Genomic DNA, 23,097 nt, shown 5'->3' on the forward strand with positions numbered 1-23,097 from the left:
GCCAACACACCTGCAGCTTGAAAGATGAAGGGTATATTTAGCGGGATACCTCATCCAGATACCGCTCAATACGCTGCCGCGTTTCGTCAATTGCCGGCGCGTATTGCCCTGCCAGCGCTTGTTCAAAATCCCGTAGCCAGAAGCCGATCTGCTCCCGCTCTTCCAGACGCGTCTGTGCCCAGGCTTTTTCCAGCCGCGCCAGCAGGTTGCGGTTCATCAGATTGTCTCTGGGGTGAATTTTCAGCGCTTGCAGCTTTTGGTGGCTTTTCTGCTGCTGTTCAGCACTTAGCCCCGTCGGGCTGCGATCGATCACTTTCGTGAAGTTATCGCCGCTGTCCGGCAGATTAACATCCACTTCCAGCAGCCCATTGATGTCATAGCTGAAACGTACCTCAATGGATTGCTTATAAGATTTCGCTTTTATCGGCAGGGTGAATTCATCGATAAACACGTTGTTATCGACGTAAGGGCTTTCCCCCTGATAGATCGCGATGCAGATGTTGTCCTGCCCAGAGGAACCCGTGGAAAACGTCTCGACCCGCGAGGTCGGCACCACCGTATTGCGTTCCAATATCGGGGAAAACAGGCCATTTTGCTTATCGTTGGCGGTCTTAATCCCGAGGGTGTACGGGCAAACATCCGTCAGGATCACTTCTTCGATGTCCTGCTCGCGTAGCCGACAGGCGGCCTGCACTGCCGCGCCCTTGGCGACAACGGTATCGGCATCCAGATGCTGATAAGGTAATTTGCCAAACAGCCTGACCACCAGCTTCTGGATAATCGACATCTTTGATGCTCCGCCGACCAGCACTACGTGGTCTAGCTGCTCCGGTTTCAGGCGGGCATCGTGCAGCGCCTGTTCTATCGGCGCGCGAATGCGGTTCATCAACGGCAGCCAAGCCGCTTCAATCTCTTCATTATCCAGCACAATGCGCCACTCTTCCTCGCGCCAGTGCCATACCAGTTCATTCGATTGAGAAGGAAAGCCGGGCTGACATTTCAGCGCTTCTGCATGGCTGTAAAGACGTGCCAGATCCGTTGCGGGAATCGCCGAATCCTCAAGTTTCCACGCTTTCAGACAGGTTTTCACCATCGCCTGCGTGAAATCTTCTCCACCCAGATAGTTGTCGCCCGCCGAGCTGTGTACTTCGATCAGCGGAAACGCATATTCCAACACGCTGACGTCGAAAGTGCCGCCGCCTAAATCGAAGACCAGCGTACGCCCCAGTTCCTGCGTGTGTAAGCCATAGGCCATCGAGGCTGCGGTGGGTTCATTGATTAAGCGAACCGCATTCAGCTCTGCCAGTTCCGCTGCAAAACGCGTCTGCTTACGCTGTTCATCGCTGAAATAGGCTGGCACGGAGATCACCACGTCCTTGATGGGGTGCCCAAGGTAACTTTCCGCATCGGCTTTGAGTGATTTCAACACCATGGCCGACAGCTCAGCGGGAGAGAACGTTTTATCCCCGAGCCGGAAGGTTTTCTTGCTCCCCATGTAACGCTTAAAGAGCGACGCCGACACCTGCGGGTGCGTCGTCAAACGGGAAATCGCAGGTTTGCCGACCAGAATACTGCCGTCTTCATCAATACTGACGGCCGAGGGGGTGAAGTTGTCATTCAGCGCATTCGGTATCAGGCGGGCCTCGCCATTTTGCCAAACGCTAATCAAGCTGTTCGTCGTGCCCAGATCGATACCAATCGCCAGAGAAGCGTCTTGCGGGTGCGTCATGCTGTTATTCCTTATTAACCATTCCGTACACTACCTATTCCCAGAGTGCCCATCAGGCGCAGATCAATAGCCCGTTCGGCGAGCAGGGCAACAGTATATACATCTTGCTCAGGAAAAGACCGCGCACGACGGATTCAGGAATATTTTTCAACAGATCTGGTGAGTGATAAATAAGCGTTATATTATTTGCTATATATCGATAATTTACGGAGCATTATCATGGGAAACCATTTTGAGCGGGGCGTCCTCGCGGGGTTGAGATCCGCCAATCCAAAATCCACCAACGACATTAATCCCTACTGCTACGACTATCGGCGCGGCTATATCTGTGGCTATGCTCACAATCTGGCGGAAACCAAAGGCGACCGCCAGCAGGCGGCCTTCGAGGCAGGATTATTGTCACGGCGCTACGGGCTGGAGCGAGAGAGAGTTGCAGAGTTCTTTACTGAACAAGGCAACCCTTACGCGATTCGGTTTTTTTATGCGGGCTATGACGCGCACACGCCGCGTTAGTGGATACCCGCTAGCGGCGCACTTCCCGTAAATCGAAGCTAATGGGGATAGTGATGGTGAGCTGCGCGTTATCCCCAATCACCTCTGTTATCTATTTAAATAGGTTGATAATTTAGCGTTTACCAGAGATATTCTTTCGCCTATCGATGTGTGATATGAGATTTATCCAACACAAATGAGTGAAAGCTGCTCTGATGAAAACTCACCTTTAAGCGTACAAACCAGGAATAACAAGTATGACGGATGCAAAATATACCCATAATCTTGAAGAAATCATCACTCATGGTCTTGAACAGGTCGATCCTGATGAAAAAATTGAGGTAAACCTGAAAGATTTACTGTACACCTATGGAGTATTACAGGAGTACATGCGCTTTTTTCATCAGCCAGAACATTATCAGTCACTGGATGATGTCATTACCTTTTTAGGCTCAAATAAGGACAACGCAGGCTTTCAGATACTCAGTACCGCTATATATGAAAAAATGAGTGGCATGTTTCCGGCACATATTTATGAAAAATCTAATAACGGAGATTTTGATTCACCTCAGTTGCCATTTTACTATGACGAAAAACGGCACCACACCGTAAAGTGATTAAAAAACACACACAACCTGTTTTATGATCAGCAAAGAATGGAACGAAAACCTGCAAATCGCAGAAGAAAAAGTAGAATATCTACAATATCGTAGTAAATGGGCTTGCTTCCATTGCCGAACTGCCTTTGTACGTTTCCTAAGCAAGCAGCAAACCGTATATTGTCCAACATGTGGAGCAATAACCTCTGACATGGGGTATCTGTTTAAATCACCCGCCAAAAAAAATACGATAGTGCAGGCAAGGTATAGGGAAAGATAATGCCAACAATAACTCATATCAATATTGATGGTAGCCAGATAGCGGACTGGCCTTCTTTTTATCACGTCTTTGCCGATGCTTTTGGTTTTCCAACATTTTTTGGCCGCAACATGGATGCCTGGATTGATTGCATGACCAATCTTGACGAGGACTTCAACCGAGTTCAGGTCAAATCAGGCGAACTGGTTTGTATTACGGTTGAACAGGCTAATATTTTTAAAGAAAAAATCCATAATCAATACCTTGCACTGATTGAATGTGCTGCCTTTGTTAATTGGCGTCGATTAGAAATTGGCGAGCCGCCGATACTGATGTTAGCGTTCAACGTTTGATCTTATACACCATCTACCACAAGTCTCCCCTCCGCCATTGATTTTCATAGCGCTTGACCTCATCTTAGTGATTAATCCGCAATAGATATCCGCCTTGCCGGTTTCTCTCTGCAACGGATTCCACTTACCGGCAACGAGATCACCCACAATTATCAGGACGGCACCATGACGAATCCATTACTGACCTCATTTACCCTGCCCCCGTTCTCCAGTATCAAAACGGAAGATATTGTCCCTGCGGTGAAATCCGCGCTGGATGAATGCCGCGAGACGGTAGAACGCGTGGTGGCGCAAGCGGGGCCGTTTACATGGGATAATCTGTGCCAACCGCTGGCTGACAGCGACGATCGTCTTGGCCGCATCTTCTCACCCATCAGCCACCTGAACGCGGTGAAGAACAGCCCAGAGCTGCGTGCTGTTTATGAAGAATGTCTGCCGCTGCTGTCCGAGCACAGCACTTGGGTCGGCCAACATGCCGGGCTGTATCAGGCTTACCGCAGCCTGCGTGACGGCGAACAGTACACCGCACTGAGCGTGGCACAGAAGAAATCTGTTGATAACGCGCTGCGCGATTTTGAGCTGTCCGGTATCGGTCTGTCGCCGGAAAAACAGAAACGCTACGGTGAAATCTCCGCTCGTCTGTCCGAACTCGGTTCGCAATACAGCAACAACGTGCTGGATGCCACCATGGGCTGGAGCAAGCTGATTACCGACGTCGCCGAGCTGGATGGCATGCCGGAAAGCGCACTGGCAGCGGCCAAAGCGCAGGCAGAAGCGAAAGAACAAGAGGGCTGGCTGCTGACGCTGGATATCCCAAGTTATCTTCCAGTAATGACTTACTGCACCAATCAGGCGCTGCGCGAAGAGATGTACCGCGCCTACGGCACGCGCGCATCCGATCAGGGGCCAAACGCGGGCAAATGGGACAACAGTGACGTCATGGAGGAAGAACTGGCACTGCGTCACGAGCTGGCACAGTTGCTGGGCTTCGATAGCTATGCGCACAAGTCGCTGGCGACCAAAATGGCGGAAAACCCGCAGCAGGTACTCGATTTCCTGACCGATCTGGCGAAACGCGCCCGTCCACAGGCTGAAGAAGAACTCGCGCAGTTGCGTGCCTTCGCCAAAGAACACTACGGCGTGGATGAGTTGCAAGCCTGGGATATCACCTACTACAGCGAACAGCAGAAACAGCATCGGTATTCCATCAGCGATGAGCAGCTTCGTCCGTACTTCCCGGAAGAACGCGCGGTGAACGGCCTGTTCGAAGTGGTTAAACGTATCTACGGCATCACCGCCAAAGAGCGTAAAGACGTCGATGTCTGGCACCCGGACGTTCGCTTCTTCGATCTGTTCGATGAAAGCGGTGAACTGCGCGGCAGCTTCTACCTCGATTTATACGCTCGTGAACACAAACGCGGCGGAGCCTGGATGGACGACTGCGCGGGTAAACTGCGTAAAGGCAACGGCGAGCTGCAAAAACCGGTCGCCTATCTGGTCTGTAACTTCAACCGTCCGGTCAACGGCAAACCCGCGCTGTTCACCCACGACGAAGTCACCACGCTGTTCCACGAATTCGGTCACGGCCTGCATCACATGTTGACCCAGATCGATACCGCCGGTGTCGCGGGCATCAACGGCGTGCCGTGGGATGCGGTCGAACTGCCAAGCCAGTTCATGGAAAACTGGTGCTGGGAACCTGAAGCACTGGCCTTTATCTCCGGCCACCACGAAACCGGTGAACCGCTGCCACAGGAACTGCTGGAGAAGATGCTGGCGGCGAAGAACTATCAGGCTGCGCTGTTCATTCTGCGCCAACTGGAATTCGGCCTGTTCGATTTCCGCCTGCATGCTGAGTTTGATCCTGCGAAAGGCGCACAGATTCTGCCGACGCTGGCTGAAATCAAAGCGCAGGTGGCCGTGGTGCCAAGCCCGAGCTGGGGCCGCTTCCCACATGCATTCAGCCACATCTTCGCAGGCGGTTATGCCGCAGGCTACTACAGCTATTTGTGGGCCGACGTTCTAGCGGCGGATGCTTACTCCCGCTTCGAGCAAGAAGGTATCTTCAACCGTGAAACTGGTCAGTCGTTCCTGGATAACATCCTGACGCGCGGCGGTTCCGAAGAGCCGATGGAGCTGTTCAAACGCTTCCGTGGCCGTGAACCGCAGTTGGATGCCATGCTTGCGCATTACGGCATCAAAGGATGAGCATCTGCTTAATCGCAGAAGAAGGCGCCGATAGTGGCGCCTTATCTTCTCTGGCAGCACGCTGGGGGCTGGTTTCCGATCCCGATGCGGTCATGGCGCTGGTGCTGACAGCGGAACGTCTGGAACTGCGCAAGCAGGATGAACCTAAGCTCGGCGCTATCTTCGTCGATTTCGTTGCTGGGACGATGGCACATCGCCGTCGCTTTGGCGGCGGACGCGGTGAGGCTGTCGCTAAAGCCGTCGGTATCAAAAAAGATTACCTGCCGGATGTCGTGGATGCGACGGCCGGACTGGGACGCGATGCCTTCGTGCTGGCAGCATTAGGCTGCCACGTACGCATGGTGGAACGCAATCCGGTGGTTGCAGCCCTGCTGGACGACGGATTGCAACGTGGCTATCAGGATGCAGAGATTGGCCCGTGGCTACGGGAGCGGCTGACGCTGCTGCACGCGTCGAGTATGACCGCACTGCGCGATATTACGCCGCCACCGGATGTGGTTTATCTCGACCCGATGTTTCCACACAGACAAAAGAGCGCGCTGGTGAAGAAAGAGATGCGGGTATTTCAGTCGCTGGTGGGTGCGGATGATGACGCCGATGCGCTGCTGGCACCCGCACGCGCACTGGCGAAAAAACGCGTCGTGGTGAAGCGACCAGACTATGCGCCGCCACTGGCCAGCGTGCCGGCACAGTCCATGCTGGAAACCAAAAGCCATCGCTTCGACTTCTATCTTCCTGCCTGACATGCGATGAAGAAGCACAAGGTGTCCCTAACAGACGACTCAGTATAGAAAGTGATTGATCTCGCAATCCAATCAGCATCGAAAAGATAGAGTATGCCGATCCAAAACAGGCCGCTGGCGATGAGTCGTTTTATTATCAAGTTCAGTGACCGCCTGAGCGGCCACCTTTAACGGGATGGCAATTACACAGAATTATTTACAGAGTCCGGTATTTGACCGGTGGTGGTGAAGGAATATCATTCACATCCGTTTTGAGGACAACTGATGATTTTTTCGCCTTCTCTGCCTCAGCAGCTTTCTGTTTCGCTTTCTCCACAACTTCTGCGTTGATCACAGATGCCACTCTGGCCTCTTCTTTGGCCTCAGACGCTTCCCTTTCAGACGCTGCACGTGCATATGCCGCCTTCTGTTCAGCAAGCTCCTTCTGCCACGGTTTCAGCTCCTGGGGGGGGATTTTTTTATCCATTATGTTTTCTGCGCCCGCTCCTGCTCGCCTTGCCTGTTCGGCCAAGAGCTCTGCCATTACACTATTCATTTTGCGTTTAAAAGTGTCTGTATTATGCGAGGAAGCGGTTCGGTTGGATAATACAGGGGGACAACTCAAGGACCGTGATGGTAATGACGGTGGCAGTGGTGGCGGTACAGGAATACCATTTGCATCCACTTTGAGGGTAACCAGCAATTTGTTCACCCTCTCTGCCTCAGCAGCTTTCTGTTTCGCTTTCTCCACAGCATCTGCTTTGATCGCAGATGCCACTCTAGCCTCTTCTTTGGCCTCAGACGCTTCCCTGTCAGACGCTGCACGTGCATATGCCGCCTTCTGTTCAGCAAGCTCCTTCTGCCACGGTTTCAGCTCCTGGGGGGGCGTTTTTTTATCCATTATGTTTTCTGCGCCCGCTCGCTTTGCCAGTTTGGCAGAGAGCTCGGCTAATAGACCACCCTGAGAACCTTTAACTTGTACCCCCTTATTTCCGAGCTTATTGGCGTTTATATTATTCGAGGCGGTTGTTTTGTTATCCATTATGTTTTCTTTGCCCGCACGCTGTGCCAGTTTGGCCGAGATCTCGTCTAATAGACCACCCTGAGAACCTTTAACTTGTACCCCCTTATTTCCAAGTTTATTGGCGTTTATATTATTCGAGGCGGTGGCTCGGTCGGATAATAACGAGGGTGCACTCAAGGACGGTGGTGGTGGCGGTGGCGGTGGCGGTGATGGAATACCCTTCGCCTCCATTTTGAAGATAACCGGCGATTTGTTCGCTTTCTCTACCCCAGCAGTTTTCTGTTTCGCTTTATCCACAGACTCTGCGTTGGCCGCAGATTTCATTCTGGCCTCAGGCGCTGCATGCTCATATGCCGCCTTCCCCGATTTCATCCCCTGACTGGTTAGTAATTTACTAAATATCCCTCTAACGTATTCTAAAAACTTAACCAAGTAACAACTCGATTTTGATCGAGCACCTTGTTGAGAAAAACCAGTAGAACTGTTTTTAACTTGCTCCAGATTTCCCACTAATTTGTTGATACATTTACCCTTATTTGAATCAGGCATTACCTGATGCAGGGTTTGTACAGAAACACTTCTTGTTGAAGTATTTATAGTCGCCATTATTACTCGTTCCTAATTATAATCATTAAATTTATAGGTATATATCAACCATAATTGTTATTTCGCCAATTTCTTTTAATTATTTTTCCCTAGTATCCAGTTGATATTACAAAAAACAATAACCCCTACCAATTACCAGAATCTTTATCTTAAACATTCATTATTAACATTTAAAATAATGTGGAATTGAAGCATATTTACATCGGAATGTATTTAATAAAACGCTCTAATCGAGGACGTTCACATTACTAAATAGCTTCATATAATAGTAAGTAGCTGTATAAAAAAAAGGTATCATTTTCAGGTTATCAAGATTAACGGCTAAGCCCCATCAGGCCGTCATTTGTAGATGAGATATCTTTGACTCCTTGTGCCACAAGCCTTCGCCAAAGTGGAGCGGTAATATGTAAAGTTATTTAGTGTGGCCGCTCTGAAAGGCTTCTCGGATGCGATAAACAGCTTGTATCCATAGACTCACATCCACTTATGTACTCATCCGCATGGTGCGCAAAAGCCTGAAGTACGCGTAGTGGGGATCTCCAACGGATTAAGCTGTGTGGTTCCCACAGGGGAAGCTGCACTAATGGTGCTGGGCAAGTTTTACGGAGTCTGGGGTGAAAAATACCTGTAAATCAGAAAAATCTGGCGCGCGTACTGGGAAATCTTCGGCTACCCGCCTGACATCCATAAAGCGCCCTATACGACGAACTCCATCAAATCGCTGAATAATGTGCTCAAGCAGGCGATAAATAAACGTAAAGAGTTCCCAACAGATGACTCTGTGTAGAAGGCGATTCATCTGGCAATACTCGTGTGATCGTAAAGACGCTGCACAGCCTGCCATTGCCAGGCTTGTATTATCTCTCGCTGCGGGCTTTCCAGCGCTCGCTCGTCAGGTAGCCGTTCACGCCCACATCCAGGAAAGGGCGTGGCGGCAGGTAGTTCGCCTGTCCGAGCGATTGCATATCACCGATCAGCGGGTTGTCTTCACCCAGCGCCAAATCCGCCAGAATATATCCGGCAGCGGTTTGCTTCGACAGTCCTGCCCCGTTACAGCCAGCGGACGCGTACACATTGTCGCTTAGCTGCCCCCAAATTGGCGCGCCGTTGCGCGTTACGCTAATCAAGCCTGACCAGGTATGCGCCATCTTCACGTCGCTCAGCTGCGGGAACATCCGGGCAAAAATAGCGGCGTGACGACGCGCATGGCGTCCGGTTTCTACCGCGCTATTGACCAGCTCTGGGGTAAATTTCACATGCTCCCGAATCAGGAAGCGATGGTCGCGCGTATAGCGCAGCGTCGCGCTGGCCAGCGCATTGACCGGCGTCAGCCCCCAGTCCGGCATGTCGCCCATGCGTGCTAGCTGTTCCGCATTCAACGGCTCCGTCAGCGTCGCGAAGGTCGCCACGGCAAACACCCGGCCATTGAACAGCGGCAGGCCGCGCGCCGCGCCGTTAATCGCCATCATCAGCTTATCTGCCTGAATCTCGCCATACGGTGTTTCCACGCGAATGCGCGATCCGGTTTCGATATTCAACGCGGGTGAATGGGCGTAAACCGTCACGTTCTTCGGCAAATTCGCCACCAGCCCGACTACCAGCGCCGCTGGATTTAACAGAATGCAATTGGGCGTATACACGGCGCGATGATAGAAAGACGTGCCTAAGCGGCGAGCAAGTTCGTCTTTTTCCACCACCTGATAGGGTTCACCAAGATCGTTTAACTCACGGACATAGGTATCGATCAGGCCGTTAAACGTTGAACTCACAGCACAGTGATATTTCCCCGCCACGCTCCAGTCGCACGCAATCGCATGGCGATCCACCTTCTCCTTCAGATGCGCCACGCCGGACTGCAACAGGCGACGATAAGCCGCCGCTTTTTCCAGCTCGGCCGTCGAGCTACCGATGTTGTGCGGTAAATCGATGACGAAACCGGAGTTACGCCCGGAGGCATTGTCGCCAATCTCGCCCGCATCCAGCAGGATAATGTGTTTATCTGGGCGCTGTTCAGCCAAACGCTGTGCAAAGGCGATCCCCGCATAGCCAGCGCCGATCACCAGCCAGTCCGCCGTTGTTTTTCCACGCTGCTGCGGGTAATTCGGTTTATCGACAAGATCTGCCGACCAGCCATTACGATTCTGATCGAAAGGAAGATGTTTGATTTTCACAATGGTGTAAGCCTTGAAGAGAACGGGTTGTACCAGAAGACTAACGGTACGCATGCTGATTAAGATAAAGAAAGGCAGGAAGCGGTGTCCAGCAAGAAATGTCGCTAAAACTTAGAGAAATAAGTGAAAAATCAAGGCACCTGCGAATACAGGCACCTTGACTGCATTATGTGTTACACAATCACCCGTTACACAACGCCCTGCGCCAGCATCGCGTCGGCCACTTTTACAAAGCCCGCCACGTTAGCGCCGCGCACGTAGTTAGTCTGGCTGTTTTCACCGCCGTACTGCACACAGGCATTATGAATATCCAGCATGATGTGATGCAGACGCGCATCCACCTTTTCTGCTTTCCAGCCCAAACGAGCCGCGTTCTGCGCCATTTCCAGACCAGATGTTGCCACGCCGCCCGCATTGGCCGCTTTGCCCGGCGCAAACAACACGCCTGCATCCAGGAACGCGTCGGTCGCAGGGATCGTGGTTGGCATGTTGGCACCTTCTGCCACGGCTTTCACGCCGTTAGCAATCAGCGTCTGCGCCGCAGGCAGATCCAGCTCATTCTGCGTCGCACACGGCAGCGCGATGTCTACCGGTACTTCCCACGGCGTTTTGCCTGCGAGGTAGGTCAGTTTCGCTTCTCGCGCATAATCTTCCACGCGGCCATAGCGTTTGTTTTTAATCTCTTCCAGCAGCGCCAGTTTCTCTGGGGTAAACCCGCTCTCATCCACCACCGTGCCGTTGGAATCCGATACAGTGACCACGCGGGCACCCAGTTCCATCGCTTTTTCAATCGCGTACTGCGCCACATTACCGGAGCCGGATACCGCGACACGCATGCCTTCAAAGCCCAGACCGTGGCGTTTCAGCATCGCTTCCGTGAAGTAGATCAGGCCGTAGCCCGTCGCTTCAGGACGGATCAGACTGCCGCCGAACGACAATCCTTTACCGGTGAAGACGCACGCGGTGTTGTTGGTCAACTTCTTCATCATGCCGGTCATGAAGCCGACTTCACGGCCACCCACGCCGATGTCACCCGCCGGAACGTCCGTATCCGCACCCAGATGACGATACAGTTCCGTCATCAACGCCTGACAGAAGCGCATGACTTCACCCTGGCTTTTCCCTTTCGGATTAAAGTCCGAACCGCCTTTGCCACCGCCCATTGGCAGCGTCGTCAGCGCATTTTTGAACGTCTGCTCGAATCCGAGAAATTTCAGAATCGATAGATTAACGGACGGGTGGAAACGCATGCCGCCTTTATACGGGCCGATCGCGGAGCTGAACTGGACACGCCAGGCGCGGTTCACCTGTACCTGACCTTTGTCGTCCGTCCATGCGACGCGGAACTGAATCACGCGTTCCGGTTCTACCAATCGTTCCAGCAGGCTGTAATCCGCATAGTGAGGGTTCTGCTCCAAAAAAGGCCACAGAGTGGAAAGGACTTCATTGACGGCCTGTAGAAACTCAGGCTGATGCGGATCGCGTTGTTGAACAGAATCAAGAAAACTTGCCAGAGATACGATTTGTGCCATGAACAGCTCCTGATTGAACGAATAAGTTCCCGTCTGCTTCTTTATTTTTAGACACGCAGAAGCTTGTGGGATCGGTGAAAATGATGTTGTGTCCTCTGGACTATAACACTGGCGGTGGATATTTAAGCAAGCGTTTTCTTTTAATATAAACGTTATAATCCAATGGGATAGGAAGGGGTTTTTGGCGGTTTGAGAAGAGAAATTTGCTATAAGTTTTTGTTATATAACAAAAGGCACAGCTAAGAAGCCGTGCCTTTCGTCACTGAAAAAAAATGCAAAAAAAGCTAATTTTTATTCGTCTTCCTCATCGCGCAGCGGCACGATGAGCATGTCGACATGTACGGTATTAATCAGCTGGCGAGCAGAAGACATCAGTTTGCTCCAGAAGTCCTGATGGTGCCCACACAGCACAAGATCGGCATCGTATTTCTTGATCGCATCAACCAGCACTTGCCCTAAATCGCCGCTGCCGCTCAGCGTTTCGCTGATAGGGTAGCCCGCATTCTGGGACAGCTCAGTCAACGCGTTCTGGGTTTCTTCAGAGATACGCTGTTGCATGTCACCCAGATTGACGTCGATAAGCCCCGTGTAGAGATCGGAGTAGTTCACATCGACGTGGATTAACGAGACTTTCGCATTGTACGGTCTTGCCATTGAAACGGCTTTTTCCACTAACACTTTGCTTTCTGGAGAAAGGTCAACAGCAATAAGGATGTGTTTGTAAGCCATAATAAGACTCCTTCCGTAAAGACTAATTAAGGGTTAGCAGATATTTCTCCTGCCAATCTGATACTTAACAGCGGATTATAGGATAGCACTCGTCTGCGCTATCGGACTGTTCAGTCGATCACAACCTGTTTTCAAACCTGTTAATTCTATTGATAAGTGTAGTAGAAACTGCTCCTTTTCACAGTTAAATCGCGCAGCTTCTCCTTTCGGAAAGGGCATTATCTCGTCGAAAATCGTCCTTCATGCCGATTGCGCCAGCCTCTCTGGCACAAACGAACATTCTTCTTCTACACTACAAGTAGGGAGCGGTGAGCCTGTCCGCTGCACCCTGGGATGGAAAATGAAAATGGGGCTAGCCGTGATGCCGTTGGCTATCCAAAATGACAATAAAATCGTGCGCAAGCGCGTGGCATAACTATTCGTAGAAAGACGTCGCAGAAAAACGTTATAGATAAGCGTCGTGGATAAATAAATAGTAGCGCTTATCATCGGTGACAGGTGGGCAATCGGAAGACATGACCATCGTATCTGACGAATAGAACGACCGGGAGGGAAGCATGATTAGTACATTTGCGCTTTTCTGGGCTTTATGTATCGTCTGCATCATTAATATGGCGAGGTACTACTCTTCATTACGCGTGTTACTGCTGATTTTGCGTGACTGTGACCCACTGCTTTACCAATACGTTGATGGGGGTGGCTTCTTTACATCGCACGGCCAGCCAAGTAAACAAATCCGGCTGGTACGCTATATCTACGCGCAACGCTATCTTGATCATCACGACCCTGGGTTTATTCGCCGTTGCGAGCGAGTGCGGGGACAGTTTCTGCTTACGACAGCCCTGTGTGGCCTTATCGTCATCAGTCTGTTTGCAATGACAATATGGTATTAAACGCGGGTACTTACACAATTCTCTGGTATCAACACCATCATTGGTATGACAACCATGAACGTCGATAAAAAGTAAAAAGGCGATTCCCCACAGAATCGCCTTTTTTATGACGGACATCCTTGTCCGTAACCCTTCGGGCTGTCGCAAGCGACGTTGAAAAACGTTCCCTACGTTTTTTTATACGCTATGAATCGCCGAGATTAGATCAGCTTCAACGCCAGCCAGTACAGCGTACCGGACATCAGCATTGAGACTGGCAGCGTCAATACCCAAGCCAGCAGAATACTTCTTATCGTTTTACCCTGTACGCCCCCGCCGTCCGCAATCATCGTCCCAGCAACCGCCGAGGACAATACGTGCGTGGTGGAAACTGGCATACCAGTGTAGCTGGCGACGCCAATCGACAAGGCCGCCGTCACCTGCGCCGAAACGCCTTGTGCGTAGGTCATGCCTTTCTTACCAATCTTCTCGCCGATGGTCACAGCAACGCGTTTCCAACCCACCATCGTGCCCAGAGACAGCGCTAATGCAACGGCAACAATGATCCAGAGAGGCGCGTATTCAACCGTCTGCAACATGTCTTTACGCAGGTTGTTCAGGTAGCGTTTATCTTCACCCGACGTTTCTGGCAGCTTAACCACCCGATCCATCGTGTCTGCAATGCACATCAACAGGCGACGGACTCTGCTACGATCGTCAGGGTTCAACTGGTCGTAACTTTTCAGGTTATTCAGCAGGCCCTGTGTATGTTCGATCGCAATCATCACGCGTGAACTGTCACAGTGGAACGCTTTCTGACCATTACTGGGAATCGTGCTTTCTGGCGCAGGAATCACTGGCGGAGACAGATCGATAACGTGCGTCAGCGCGTCGCCATGCTGCTTGTAGTATTCCTGTAAATTGACAACGGCATCGCGGGTGCGGCTGATGTCATAGCCAGATGCGTTCATATTGACAATAAACCCGGCTGGCGCGACACCAATCAGTACCAGCATAATCAGGCCGATACCTTTCTGACCGTCGTTTGCACCGTGAGAGAAACTCACGCCAATCGCCGATAAAATCAGCGCAGTACGCGTCCAGAACGGCGGCTTACGTTTGCCGTCTTGCTTCTCGCGATCGACAGGCGTCAGATGGACGCGTTTGCGTTTTTTACTGTTGTTCCAGAAGCGACGCAGCACCAGCACCAGCAGGCCTGCGACAACCATCCCCACAATCGGTGATAACAGCAGCGACAGGAAAATGCTGATCATTTTCGGCACGTTCAACGCATCCACAACGGAGGTATCCGTCAACAGAGCATTGGTCAAACCAATACCGATAATGGAACCAATCAGCGTGTGAGAACTGGAGGCAGGAATACCGAAATACCAGGTACCCAGATTCCAGATAATGGCGGCAAGCAGCATAGAAAACACCATTGCCAAGCCATGCGCCGAACTCACGTTCAGCAATAAATCCGTGGGAAGAAGGTGAACAATGGCATAGGCTACGCTCAGGCCGCCTAGCAATACGCCAAAGAAATTGAAGACGCCAGCCATAACAACGGCAAATTCTGCACGCATGGCTCGGGTATAAATAACAGTGGCAACGGCATTCGCAGTATCGTGAAAACCGTTAATGGCTTCATACATCAATACAAACAACAAAGCCAATATCAACATCAGGCCGGTGTAGTAATCCAGTCCGGCAAATAAATGTAGCATAAACGTTAGGCCATTTAGTGGTCATGAACGCGGCGCATTATCGGTGACAAGCAGGGGTTGGTAAAAGGAAAATATGACATTTTTTTGACTTAATATGTGATGAGGATAGGCGAATAACGCACTTAATCGATAAAAATCAAATGATTATATATTTTTACTAAAACATGCAAATTGTTACGCTGGTGTCGGATAGAAACCAACACTACAATTCGCCACCGCAATAGCTTATTCGCCAGCGGCAATCCAAGATAAACACTCATCGGAGAAATACATTGTGGAACAGTTTGACGCTGTCATCATCGGTGCCGGTGCGGCAGGCATGTTTTGTGCCGCACAGGCGGGACAACGCGGGCTGCGTGTTCTACTGCTAGACAATGGTAAAAAACCCGGCCGAAAAATATTGATGTCCGGCGGCGGGCGCTGCAACTTTACCAATATGTATGCGGAGCCAGCAGCGTACTTGTCCCACAATCCTCACTTTTGTAAATCGTCACTGGCACGTTATACCCAATGGGATTTCATCAGTCTGATCAACAGCCACCGCATCGCTTACCACGAGAAAACGCTCGGCCAGTTATTCTGCGATGATTCCGCACAGCAAATCGTGGACATGCTGGTAACAGAATGTGAGCGGGCGAACGTCACCCTCCGTTTGCGCAGTGAAGTGACCTCGGTGGAGAAATCAGACGGTCTATTTACCGTCCAGCTAAGCAACGGCACAGCATTCCAAAGTGCATCGTTGGTCGTTGCCTGCGGCGGCCTGTCGATGCCCGGCCTGGGTGCGACGCCGTTTGGCTACCAACTTGCCGCACAGTTCGGTATCAACGTGCTGCCAACTCGCGCTGCACTCGTGCCCTTTACGCTGCACAAGCCGCTGCTCGAACAGCTGCAAACGCTATCTGGGGTCTCCGTGCCTACCGTCATCACCGCAGAAAACGGCGTGACGTTCCGTGAAAACATCCTGTTTACGCACCGTGGGCTATCTGGCCCCGCTATTTTGCAGATTTCCAGCTACTGGCAGGCCGGTGAATTCGTCACCATCAATCTGCTGCCCGACCGCGATCTCACCCAGCTCATTAATGACGAGCGCACCGCTCACCCGAACCAAAGCCTGAAAAACACGCTGGCACAGTGGTTACCTAAACGTCTGGTTGAATGCCTGCAAGCGTTAGGGCAACTGCCGGACGTCACGTTGAAACAGCTCAACAGCGCACAGCAAACGCAGATTGAACAGAGCCTGCAAGAGTGGCGCGTGCAGCCAAACGGCACGGAAGGCTATCGCACAGCAGAAGTGACCATCGGTGGCGTTGACACCCGCATGCTGTCCTCCAAAACCATGGAATCCAGCACGGTGCTGGGGCTATATTTCATCGGTGAAGTGGTCGATGTAACTGGCTGGCTTGGTGGCTATAATTTCCAATGGGCGTGGAGTTCAGCATGGGCTTGTGCACAGGCGCTGCCTTTCAGAAAATAGACACTATAATAACCTCTATTCAACGTTCTCCTTTAATTCTCGGGGAAAAGGACGTCTCTACATAGGCTTCCGCTGCCAGAAAGGAGATGTGGATGAGCCCCAGACGTAGTGAACATAAAATCAACATATTGCAGTTATTGGTTGCAGGCATGCTGCCACTGCTGCTTGGGTTATTGTTCACGTTTGTTGAATCCAGATTAATGGTAAAGCGCGATTTGGAATCCACCGCGCAAATCGCAATGAATCATGCCGAGAATATTTCGACACAGGCATGGCAGATGGTGGATCGCCTCCAGCGCTTTCATGGCCAGCCCTGCGACGTCATCGGCGATGAACTGCAACGCCTTGGTTCGGTCTTTTCTTACTTCCGCGCTATCGGCGTTATCCATAATACTGACGTCTATTGCTCTTCAACGTTTGGTAGCACGCTGACGCCACTAAGCCGCGTCATTCAACAACCGCTACCGGAGACCTATTCTGAGCGCTGGAGCCTGTCAATTGCAGGTTCAGATAACGTAAAAGGACGCCCGGCGCTGATCTTCGTCCAGATGCCCCTCACAGGTTACGGCGCTTACACGATGGTCGATGCGCAATACCTCATTGATCTTATGACTGCGATTAGCAAGATTCGGGGCTATCAACTTATCCTGCAAATGGATAACGGTCACCCAATTCAAACGGGCCCAACCATTACTCCGCACAGGAGCCTATTTTCTACCTCTGCGCTTGAAATCAAATCGAGCCGCTTTCCGATTACCCTCAATGTTACCGCCCCCGCTTCCCAAGAAATCACCAACTGGAAGCAGGCATTTTTCACGTTTCTACCACTGGCCATTATTCTCTCTCTGCTTTTCACTACGGCGATGTGGTACTGGCAAAAACGTAAGTTATTCTTCCGCGAAGAAATCCGTAAGGGCATCGCTAACGGTGAATTTTCCGTCTATTACCAGCCCATCTATGACGTAGAATCGCAAACCTGCACCGGAGTAGAGACGTTACTGCGCTGGCGACGCAGCAATGGACTGTGGATTAGACCCGATATATTTATCTCGGCCGCCGAAGCAGAAAGTATGATCATTCCCATCACCCGGCATTTATTTGATCTGGTAGCGTCAGATATCGCCAGTTGGCAGGTAAAACCGGGGTTCCATTTGGGGCTCAACGTTGCAGCAGAGCATTTGCATCACCCAAGTTTCGTCTCAGACGTACACCGCTTCGCAGAGAAAGTCGCCTCTCATTCATTGAGCATTACACTGGAGCTGACGGAGCGTAACCTCATCAGCAACGGCCCTGAAATCATACAGCGCCTGCATCAGTTGCGTGAAGATGGCTTTATGATTGCCATTGATGACTTCGGCACCGGCCACTGCTCACTCTCTTATCTGCAAAACTTTCCGCTGGATTGCCTGAAAATAGATCAGGGATTCGTCAGTGCGATCTCATCTCCGGATGAGGAGGCCCCTATTCTTGATGCCATTATTAATTTGAGCCATCGCATCAAGCTTCAATCCGTAGCAGAAGGTGTGGAAACCGAACAACAGCTCCTGTATTTACAACGGCACGGCGTCAAATATATACAAGGATTCCTTTACGCTAAGCCGATGGACAATGAATCGCTGCTGGTCTGGCTTCACTATAATGGTAATAAATCGATCGAGAGCTTTATGAATAAGAAAGAAGAAGGGGAAAAGCAGTGATAACCGGCAGAAGTTTGTCCGCCGGTATTCTATAATTGGCAAATCAGAAACGGTAACCTACGCCAATATTAAAGCTATCTACACGCGTTTCATAAATCTTCGTGCCTTCGTAACCAATATCAATCGCCCAGTTTGCTACTGGCGTGATTTGAATACCGGCACCGTAAGCAAAGCGTGTTTCCTTCTCACTACCGGAATCAGCAAAAGCACCGTAATCATATTTCCAATCCACTTTGCCATGACCAACACCTGCCAGGCCATAAACACTAACGACGTCATTAAAACGGTAAGATGGCCCAGCCATCAAAGAGTAGTATTTAATTTTAGTCGTATCATTGGAGTTGAAGTCACGATCATAATAATCTTCTTTTGCTCCCAGATAAGTGAAAGAACCGATAATACCAAGCGCAGAATCGCCCTGATAATGGTATTTGGCCGTAATCCCTTTTGGATCTTTAAAGTCATCGACTTTCGCCTGAGCATAACCCAAAGACACTGTTTGTGTCGCCTGAGCAGCAGACATTCCCATGGCACAAGCAATCAAAGTGGAGAGTAGCAGTGTTGTTTTTTTCATGATCGAAACATCTTCCATATTTGAATAAAAAGACGGCTTCAACAAAGCAAATATATAAGTATCGCGAATGTTGTCCGCACATAAACTTACATTTAAATACGGATAGGTAAAGTCAGTATTATTCTTAAATAACCGGAATTATTTTATTTAAACCATTAAAAAACAAAAAGATAGGCATTATTTATGATAATTAACGCGCGATTTTTCACGCTATTTTTGGGAACATTCTGAACTAAAAATAGAGGGCATATGGAAATTTCCGACGATAAAGAATACGGAGATAAAACCCTGTATTTATAAAGGATAATGTTTACAATCGACTATTTTTTAAACAAAAACGTTCTTAAAACAAGACTATTTTTAAACAAATAGCGTGCATAGACGCTGATTGAAACGGAAGAAAAACTAAGAATGATTTACTGAGGAAGTGTGTTGGTCGGCGAGAGAGGATTCGAACCTCCGACCCACTGGTCCCAAACCAGTTGCGCTACCAAGCTGCGCTACTCGCCGAATGCGGGCGCATATTACTGCTACCTTATTAGAGCGTCAATACCTTTTTAGCAAAAGGATTTCAGCTGCCGTTAAAGTGTCCATATCTTGTATTTACAGCCTGAAACCGACGTCCTTGTCCGTGATTCATGTCAATGAGCTGGTTTCTGGCACCAGTTATTTTTAGGGTTAATACCACCGTCAGGCGATGTGTATCCCACACATCCAAGAATCGTGTCAAACAGCTCTTCATGGCGATGTGTTTTGCCAATGCGCTGCTGAGCTTTCAACTGCTCAAACGCATGCAGATTATCGGTGTCAGCCAGAAATTTATCTGATGTCCAGACCATCATCGGTGAACGGAACTGCTCGGGTGGTGCCATCTCACGCGGCGTGCCGTGCAAATGGTAGTTATCATCGATGGATTCACCGTGATCGGAGGCATAAAACACGATCGCTTTCTTATCCCGAACCTGATCGATCACGCTCTCGATAAAGCTATCGGTATAGAGCACGCTATTATCAAACGCATTAATCAACTGCTCACGGGTACAGGAGGCATCAACGCCCATGCACTCTGGTTGATAGCGCGCATAGCTGCGGGGATATCGCATGGAATACAGGTAGTGGGAGCCTTTGGTATGCAGCACAATCAAGTGCTTACCTTTAGGGTAGCGTGCCAGCGATTCCTTGACCTCATCGATCAGCAACATGTCCTGCACCGATTTGCCGTCATTGTGTTTCTCTGACGCAATCATTTCACGGAAAGAGTAGCTGTTAGCCTCGATGCTATTGTAAAACCACACCTCACTTTGCATAGCAAACAGCTCAGAGGTAAAGCCCAACTCCTTCATTACAGCAAAGATATTCCGCTCTTTCAGCGTTCGCTGTGGGTTGTCTTCCGTACCGCCTTCTCGCACAAACATACAGCGCATGGAAAGCTTGGTTGAGGTATCACACGACTGACCACGGAATGCGACCAGGTTTTTTTCTTTTGATAGCTTTGGCGTCGTGTCTCGCTCGTAGCCTAACAACCCCATATGATCCCAGCGGGTTGTTTCTCCGATAATGAAAACCACGTAGGTATCGTCAATGCCTTTCGGCGGGACATAAGTAAAATGCTGAGCCGGATCGAAAAGATTGGAGGAATCTTGGTTCTCGTCATACTTGGTATACGCAAATAATCCTAATGCAGACAACCAGTTAGAAGGAAGATACGAGTGAGCCACTACGCCGCCATAGCTGGGTAAATCCACATTGGATTCTAGCTCGGACACTGACTGAACGTTGTCCATATAGCGAAGCGGCATCCAAACCAGCGCAACAACAGCGGCAAGAACCACAAGAGGAACCAAACGCTTTCCCGGTGATTTAAGCTGTTCGAGCAACGTATGACGCAGCGAATTTTTCCAGATCAAAAATACCGGCAGCGCACCCACTGCCAGCATCCACAGGAAAAAACGAAAACCAATGACTTCTTTAGAAAGATCAATATCCGTGGTCATGACCGCAGCAATAATACCATAGCCAATCACAACATTAAAAAACGTCATGTAATAGCTGGCGGCAACGGAAATCAGCACCAAGAGAGAAGCGACTATCCGATAAAAATGACGTCCCCCGAGTGAAATAATCCTCATCAGGAAAAAGGTAAATAAGATACTCGCGGTCAATTCGACAAGAGCGGGAATAAACGTTGGAACCTGGCTACCAGCAGAGAGTGAAAAATAATCAAACCGGCGATAATACACTGAGATATTGAGAAAAAGACCAATATAGACTGCCAGGACAAACGATAATCTGGGTTGCGAAAAAGATGCTACAAACTTCATTATGACAAGTGCTCCAACAAACCTTTCTTATTATCTGAAGCTATACGACAACATCCGTATGCCTGAGTTCAACGGAAATAATCAGACTATCAGGCATTTCTATATCGCAAAACAGCAAATAGGCTTAGATCTTTAACTCGTAAATCTTACTTATGATTAAGTAGAGAGAACAGAAAAAAATTGTCCTTTTATGTGAATGAATCCACGAAAAAATAAAAGATGCGATCCCAAAATGTTCTGAAAAATCATCACCGCTTATCTATGTATGCCTTCACGATCTAATCGGGTAATTAATTCCACCACGATAGGGTGTTTCAGGAACGCCATAATCTCTTCTGCACGTCGCTCTCCAATACCGGAGAACTGTCGCCACTGCTGCGCCGTCCACTGCTGTAAAGCCAGCCAATCCACATCATCCAATGCGCTCATTGCAGAACGAGGAACAGGAATACCCAGCGCAAGTAGCCAACGGGATAACGGCATCTGCCGTGCCGACTGTAAGCTATCATAGATATCTCGCGCCCGCTTATCGCCCATGCCATTGACCGCATTAAGCTGTGCCTCCGTCAGAGATAGCCATGACAGCACATCCTCCAGTAAATCATGTTGTATCAGGCGCAGCCAGATCCCTTCACGCACTCCCGCTAGCTTTAAACCCTGCTCTCCGCTCAACCAGACTAAGCGCGCCAAAAATTGCTGCTGGCAAACCGCACTATACCGAAAACAGCTAAAAGCATGGAAATCATGTTCGCTGGGGGAGACGATAGCTGGCCGCTCAGTGCCACGCCATACCACATTATCCAGACGTGGAATCCCCTGCCCCGCCAGACTGATACTCACCCGATCGCCAGGCAACACGTCCCACTGTTTCCAACGAGACAGCGAACCCACATTCACCCGGCTGACCGATTTGTCATCCAATTTAAGAGGATTGAGTTTTAACACCACGGCGATCTTACCCGTCCGCCCGACAGAAAACGCCACATCAGCCACTTCCGCAACCTGATTAACAGTCGGGTATTTCCATGCGATCGCCCAGTCGGCCGATGTATTACGCCAATAGCGCCCCTGCGGCTCTTTCGTCTGGCGGATAACTACGCCATCCGTCACAAAAGGCAGCGGACCGTGATACCAGTCATTACGCCATTTCTCCGCGTCGGCGAATGACCCAATAGCATGGGTATAGTCCGCCGTCATCGCAAACCCCATTTCCTTCAATTTATCCAGACGCTCGGGCATTGTCTTTGGACCATCCGGCCATTCCCAGACAAATAGACCAATCTGCGACAACACAGAAGATGGCTGATGACGACGCATTTCACCGGCCACGACCGAGCGGGCATTAACGCCGCCCTGAGTACGCTGTCGATGATCGGTCATCTTCAGGAATAGTTCCCCTTGTAATACCAATGAGGAAGGTGCATCGGTTAATAGATGAGGTATTCCCAGAATCAGGCGCACTTTTTCCGTCCAGTCTTCACCTTGCAGGCCGTTACCTCGGCTAACTGCAGACACGAGCTTGCCGTGCTGATAGACGAGCGTGACAGCTACACCATCAACTTTTGGCTGAATCCATAAATCCTCATGCTGTGCGATCCATTGCACCAGTTGCCGACGATCGGACAATTTTTTCAGTCCCGTATGGGCAACAGGGTGAGACTGCTTGCCATTATCAGGTAACCGAGCAGGAATCGCGTTTTGGGGCTGAAAACAACCTGACCACTGGGTTAACTGTTCCCGCAGTTGGTCATAAACGTCATCTTCTATCGGGCTTTTCCCTTCGGTGTAATACACGTCATCCCACTGTTCTAACTGGTGACGCAATGCATCAATTTCTTTGCCGGAACGCATGCTATCCCAATTGGGACACACTGCAGCCACAGCAGGGAAATTGCTGATGCCCCCCATGACGATGATGATCAAAAATGTGCGGATCCTGAGCCACATAGAAACTCCTGCCATCCATTAGCGAATGGCCGCAGTACATAGCAACGCAGAGGAAAATACG

The 23,097-nt window shown here is 50.1% G+C and carries 17 protein-coding genes, 1 tRNA gene and 2 pseudogenes; 10 read left to right on the top strand and 10 right to left on the bottom strand.

The window, feature by feature from the left end; translation table 11 throughout:
* Positions 1–37: 37 nt before the first annotated feature.
* Positions 38–1,729, bottom strand: coding sequence for a molecular chaperone HscC (locus K7X24_RS08860; RefSeq protein ID WP_224554368.1), 1,692 nt, complete (start codon positions 1,727–1,729; stop codon positions 38–40).
* Positions 1,730–1,948: 219 nt separating this feature from the next.
* Between K7X24_RS08860 and K7X24_RS08865 the strand changes: the two genes are divergently transcribed.
* The 6 genes and pseudogenes from K7X24_RS08865 to K7X24_RS08890 all read left to right on the top strand — a co-directional run.
* Complete coding sequence (locus tag K7X24_RS08865) at positions 1,949–2,242, top strand: DUF2623 domain-containing protein (protein WP_005968196.1); 294 nt, start codon at positions 1,949–1,951, stop codon at positions 2,240–2,242.
* Between the two features lie 236 nt (positions 2,243–2,478).
* The gene (locus K7X24_RS08870; protein ID WP_224554370.1) at positions 2,479–2,838 is read left to right on the top strand and encodes a hypothetical protein; all 360 of its coding nucleotides are present in this window, start codon (positions 2,479–2,481) and stop codon (positions 2,836–2,838) included.
* Between the two features lie 261 nt (positions 2,839–3,099).
* Positions 3,100–3,432: a barstar family protein gene (locus tag K7X24_RS08875; RefSeq protein ID WP_224554372.1), complete on the top strand. Its 333-nt coding sequence runs from the start codon at positions 3,100–3,102 to the stop codon at positions 3,430–3,432.
* A gap of 165 nt (positions 3,433–3,597) precedes the next feature.
* Complete coding sequence (gene prlC, locus K7X24_RS08880; RefSeq protein ID WP_224554374.1) at positions 3,598–5,640, top strand: oligopeptidase A; 2,043 nt, start codon at positions 3,598–3,600, stop codon at positions 5,638–5,640.
* Positions 5,637–6,383, top strand: coding sequence for a 16S rRNA (guanine(1516)-N(2))-methyltransferase RsmJ (rsmJ, locus tag K7X24_RS08885; RefSeq protein ID WP_224554376.1), 747 nt, complete (start codon positions 5,637–5,639; stop codon positions 6,381–6,383). Before prlC ends, rsmJ begins: the two co-directional genes overlap by 4 nt.
* Before the next feature lie 3 nt (positions 6,384–6,386).
* Positions 6,387–6,554, top strand: a pseudogene (locus K7X24_RS08890) (IS256 family transposase); the annotation flags it as partial.
* A gap of 25 nt (positions 6,555–6,579) precedes the next feature.
* Here the strand turns inward: K7X24_RS08890 and K7X24_RS08895 are convergent.
* Positions 6,580–7,992 (bottom strand): hypothetical protein, encoded by a 1,413-nt coding sequence (locus K7X24_RS08895; protein ID WP_224554378.1) that lies wholly within the window; start codon positions 7,990–7,992, stop codon positions 6,580–6,582.
* A 421-nt stretch (positions 7,993–8,413) separates the two neighbouring features.
* Between K7X24_RS08895 and K7X24_RS08900 the strand changes: the two are divergent.
* Positions 8,414–8,776, top strand: a pseudogene (locus K7X24_RS08900) (transposase); the annotation flags it as partial.
* 73 nt (positions 8,777–8,849) lie between these two features.
* Here the strand turns inward: K7X24_RS08900 and K7X24_RS08905 are convergent.
* From K7X24_RS08905 to uspA, 3 genes are all read right to left on the bottom strand, one after another.
* Positions 8,850–10,163: an NAD(P)/FAD-dependent oxidoreductase gene (locus K7X24_RS08905; protein ID WP_224554379.1), complete on the bottom strand. Its 1,314-nt coding sequence runs from the start codon at positions 10,161–10,163 to the stop codon at positions 8,850–8,852.
* Positions 10,164–10,351: 188 nt separating this feature from the next.
* Positions 10,352–11,695, bottom strand: a complete 1,344-nt coding sequence (gdhA, locus tag K7X24_RS08910) for an NADP-specific glutamate dehydrogenase (RefSeq protein WP_039501737.1) — start codon at positions 11,693–11,695, stop codon at positions 10,352–10,354.
* A gap of 291 nt (positions 11,696–11,986) precedes the next feature.
* The gene (gene uspA / locus K7X24_RS08915; protein WP_005968210.1) at positions 11,987–12,424 is read right to left on the bottom strand and encodes a universal stress protein UspA; all 438 of its coding nucleotides are present in this window, start codon (positions 12,422–12,424) and stop codon (positions 11,987–11,989) included.
* A gap of 557 nt (positions 12,425–12,981) precedes the next feature.
* Between uspA and uspB the strand changes: the two genes are divergently transcribed.
* Positions 12,982–13,317: a universal stress protein UspB gene (gene uspB / locus K7X24_RS08920; protein ID WP_224554382.1), complete on the top strand. Its 336-nt coding sequence runs from the start codon at positions 12,982–12,984 to the stop codon at positions 13,315–13,317.
* 200 nt (positions 13,318–13,517) lie between these two features.
* Here the strand turns inward: uspB and pitA are convergent, their stop codons facing one another.
* Positions 13,518–15,023, bottom strand: coding sequence for an inorganic phosphate transporter PitA (gene pitA / locus K7X24_RS08925; RefSeq protein ID WP_224554383.1), 1,506 nt, complete (start codon positions 15,021–15,023; stop codon positions 13,518–13,520).
* Positions 15,024–15,297: 274 nt separating this feature from the next.
* Here pitA and K7X24_RS08930 point away from each other — a divergent pair, with 274 nt between their 5' ends.
* Positions 15,298–16,497 carry an NAD(P)/FAD-dependent oxidoreductase gene (locus K7X24_RS08930; RefSeq protein WP_224554385.1) on the top strand — a complete coding sequence of 400 codons (1,200 nt, stop codon included), beginning with the start codon at positions 15,298–15,300 and terminating at the stop codon, positions 16,495–16,497.
* 92 nt (positions 16,498–16,589) lie between these two features.
* Entirely contained in the window at positions 16,590–18,194 is a 1,605-nt protein-coding gene (locus K7X24_RS08935) for an EAL domain-containing protein (RefSeq protein WP_224554387.1), read from the top strand.
* A gap of 43 nt (positions 18,195–18,237) precedes the next feature.
* Here the strand turns inward: K7X24_RS08935 and K7X24_RS08940 are convergent, their stop codons facing one another.
* The 4 genes from K7X24_RS08940 to ligB form a co-directional block, all read right to left on the bottom strand.
* The gene (locus K7X24_RS08940) at positions 18,238–18,768 is read right to left on the bottom strand and encodes an Ail/Lom family outer membrane beta-barrel protein (protein WP_224554389.1); all 531 of its coding nucleotides are present in this window, start codon (positions 18,766–18,768) and stop codon (positions 18,238–18,240) included.
* Between the two features lie 433 nt (positions 18,769–19,201).
* Positions 19,202–19,278, bottom strand: a tRNA-Pro gene (locus K7X24_RS08945).
* Between the two features lie 131 nt (positions 19,279–19,409).
* Positions 19,410–21,089 carry a kdo(2)-lipid A phosphoethanolamine 7''-transferase gene (gene eptB, locus K7X24_RS08950; RefSeq protein WP_224554391.1) on the bottom strand — a complete coding sequence of 560 codons (1,680 nt, stop codon included), beginning with the start codon at positions 21,087–21,089 and terminating at the stop codon, positions 19,410–19,412.
* A 255-nt stretch (positions 21,090–21,344) separates the two neighbouring features.
* Positions 21,345–23,036, bottom strand: coding sequence for an NAD-dependent DNA ligase LigB (gene ligB, locus K7X24_RS08955; RefSeq protein WP_224554392.1), 1,692 nt, complete (start codon positions 23,034–23,036; stop codon positions 21,345–21,347).
* Positions 23,037–23,097: the final 61 nt, after the last annotated feature.

The sequence above is a fragment of the Pectobacterium versatile genome (assembly GCF_020166435.1).
GTDB lineage: Bacteria > Pseudomonadota > Gammaproteobacteria > Enterobacterales > Enterobacteriaceae > Pectobacterium > Pectobacterium versatile.

Coding starts and splice junctions, on each gene's coding strand:
- K7X24_RS08940 (WP_224554389.1), bottom strand. CDS start 18,768: ATGAAAAAAACAACACTGCTACTCTCCACTTTGATTGCTTGTGCCATG.
- prlC (WP_224554374.1), top strand. CDS start 3,598: ATGACGAATCCATTACTGACCTCATTTACCCTGCCCCCGTTCTCCAGT.
- ligB (WP_224554392.1), bottom strand. CDS start 23,036: ATGTGGCTCAGGATCCGCACATTTTTGATCATCATCGTCATGGGGGGC.
- K7X24_RS08860 (WP_224554368.1), bottom strand. CDS start 1,729: ATGACGCACCCGCAAGACGCTTCTCTGGCGATTGGTATCGATCTGGGC.
- eptB (WP_224554391.1), bottom strand. CDS start 21,089: ATGAAGTTTGTAGCATCTTTTTCGCAACCCAGATTATCGTTTGTCCTG.
- rsmJ (WP_224554376.1), top strand. CDS start 5,637: ATGAGCATCTGCTTAATCGCAGAAGAAGGCGCCGATAGTGGCGCCTTA.
- uspB (WP_224554382.1), top strand. CDS start 12,982: ATGATTAGTACATTTGCGCTTTTCTGGGCTTTATGTATCGTCTGCATC.
- pitA (WP_224554383.1), bottom strand. CDS start 15,023: ATGCTACATTTATTTGCCGGACTGGATTACTACACCGGCCTGATGTTG.
- K7X24_RS08875 (WP_224554372.1), top strand. CDS start 3,100: ATGCCAACAATAACTCATATCAATATTGATGGTAGCCAGATAGCGGAC.
- K7X24_RS08895 (WP_224554378.1), bottom strand. CDS start 7,992: ATGGCGACTATAAATACTTCAACAAGAAGTGTTTCTGTACAAACCCTG.
- uspA (WP_005968210.1), bottom strand. CDS start 12,424: ATGGCTTACAAACACATCCTTATTGCTGTTGACCTTTCTCCAGAAAGC.
- K7X24_RS08865 (WP_005968196.1), top strand. CDS start 1,949: ATGGGAAACCATTTTGAGCGGGGCGTCCTCGCGGGGTTGAGATCCGCC.
- K7X24_RS08870 (WP_224554370.1), top strand. CDS start 2,479: ATGACGGATGCAAAATATACCCATAATCTTGAAGAAATCATCACTCAT.
- gdhA (WP_039501737.1), bottom strand. CDS start 11,695: ATGGCACAAATCGTATCTCTGGCAAGTTTTCTTGATTCTGTTCAACAA.
- K7X24_RS08935 (WP_224554387.1), top strand. CDS start 16,590: ATGAGCCCCAGACGTAGTGAACATAAAATCAACATATTGCAGTTATTG.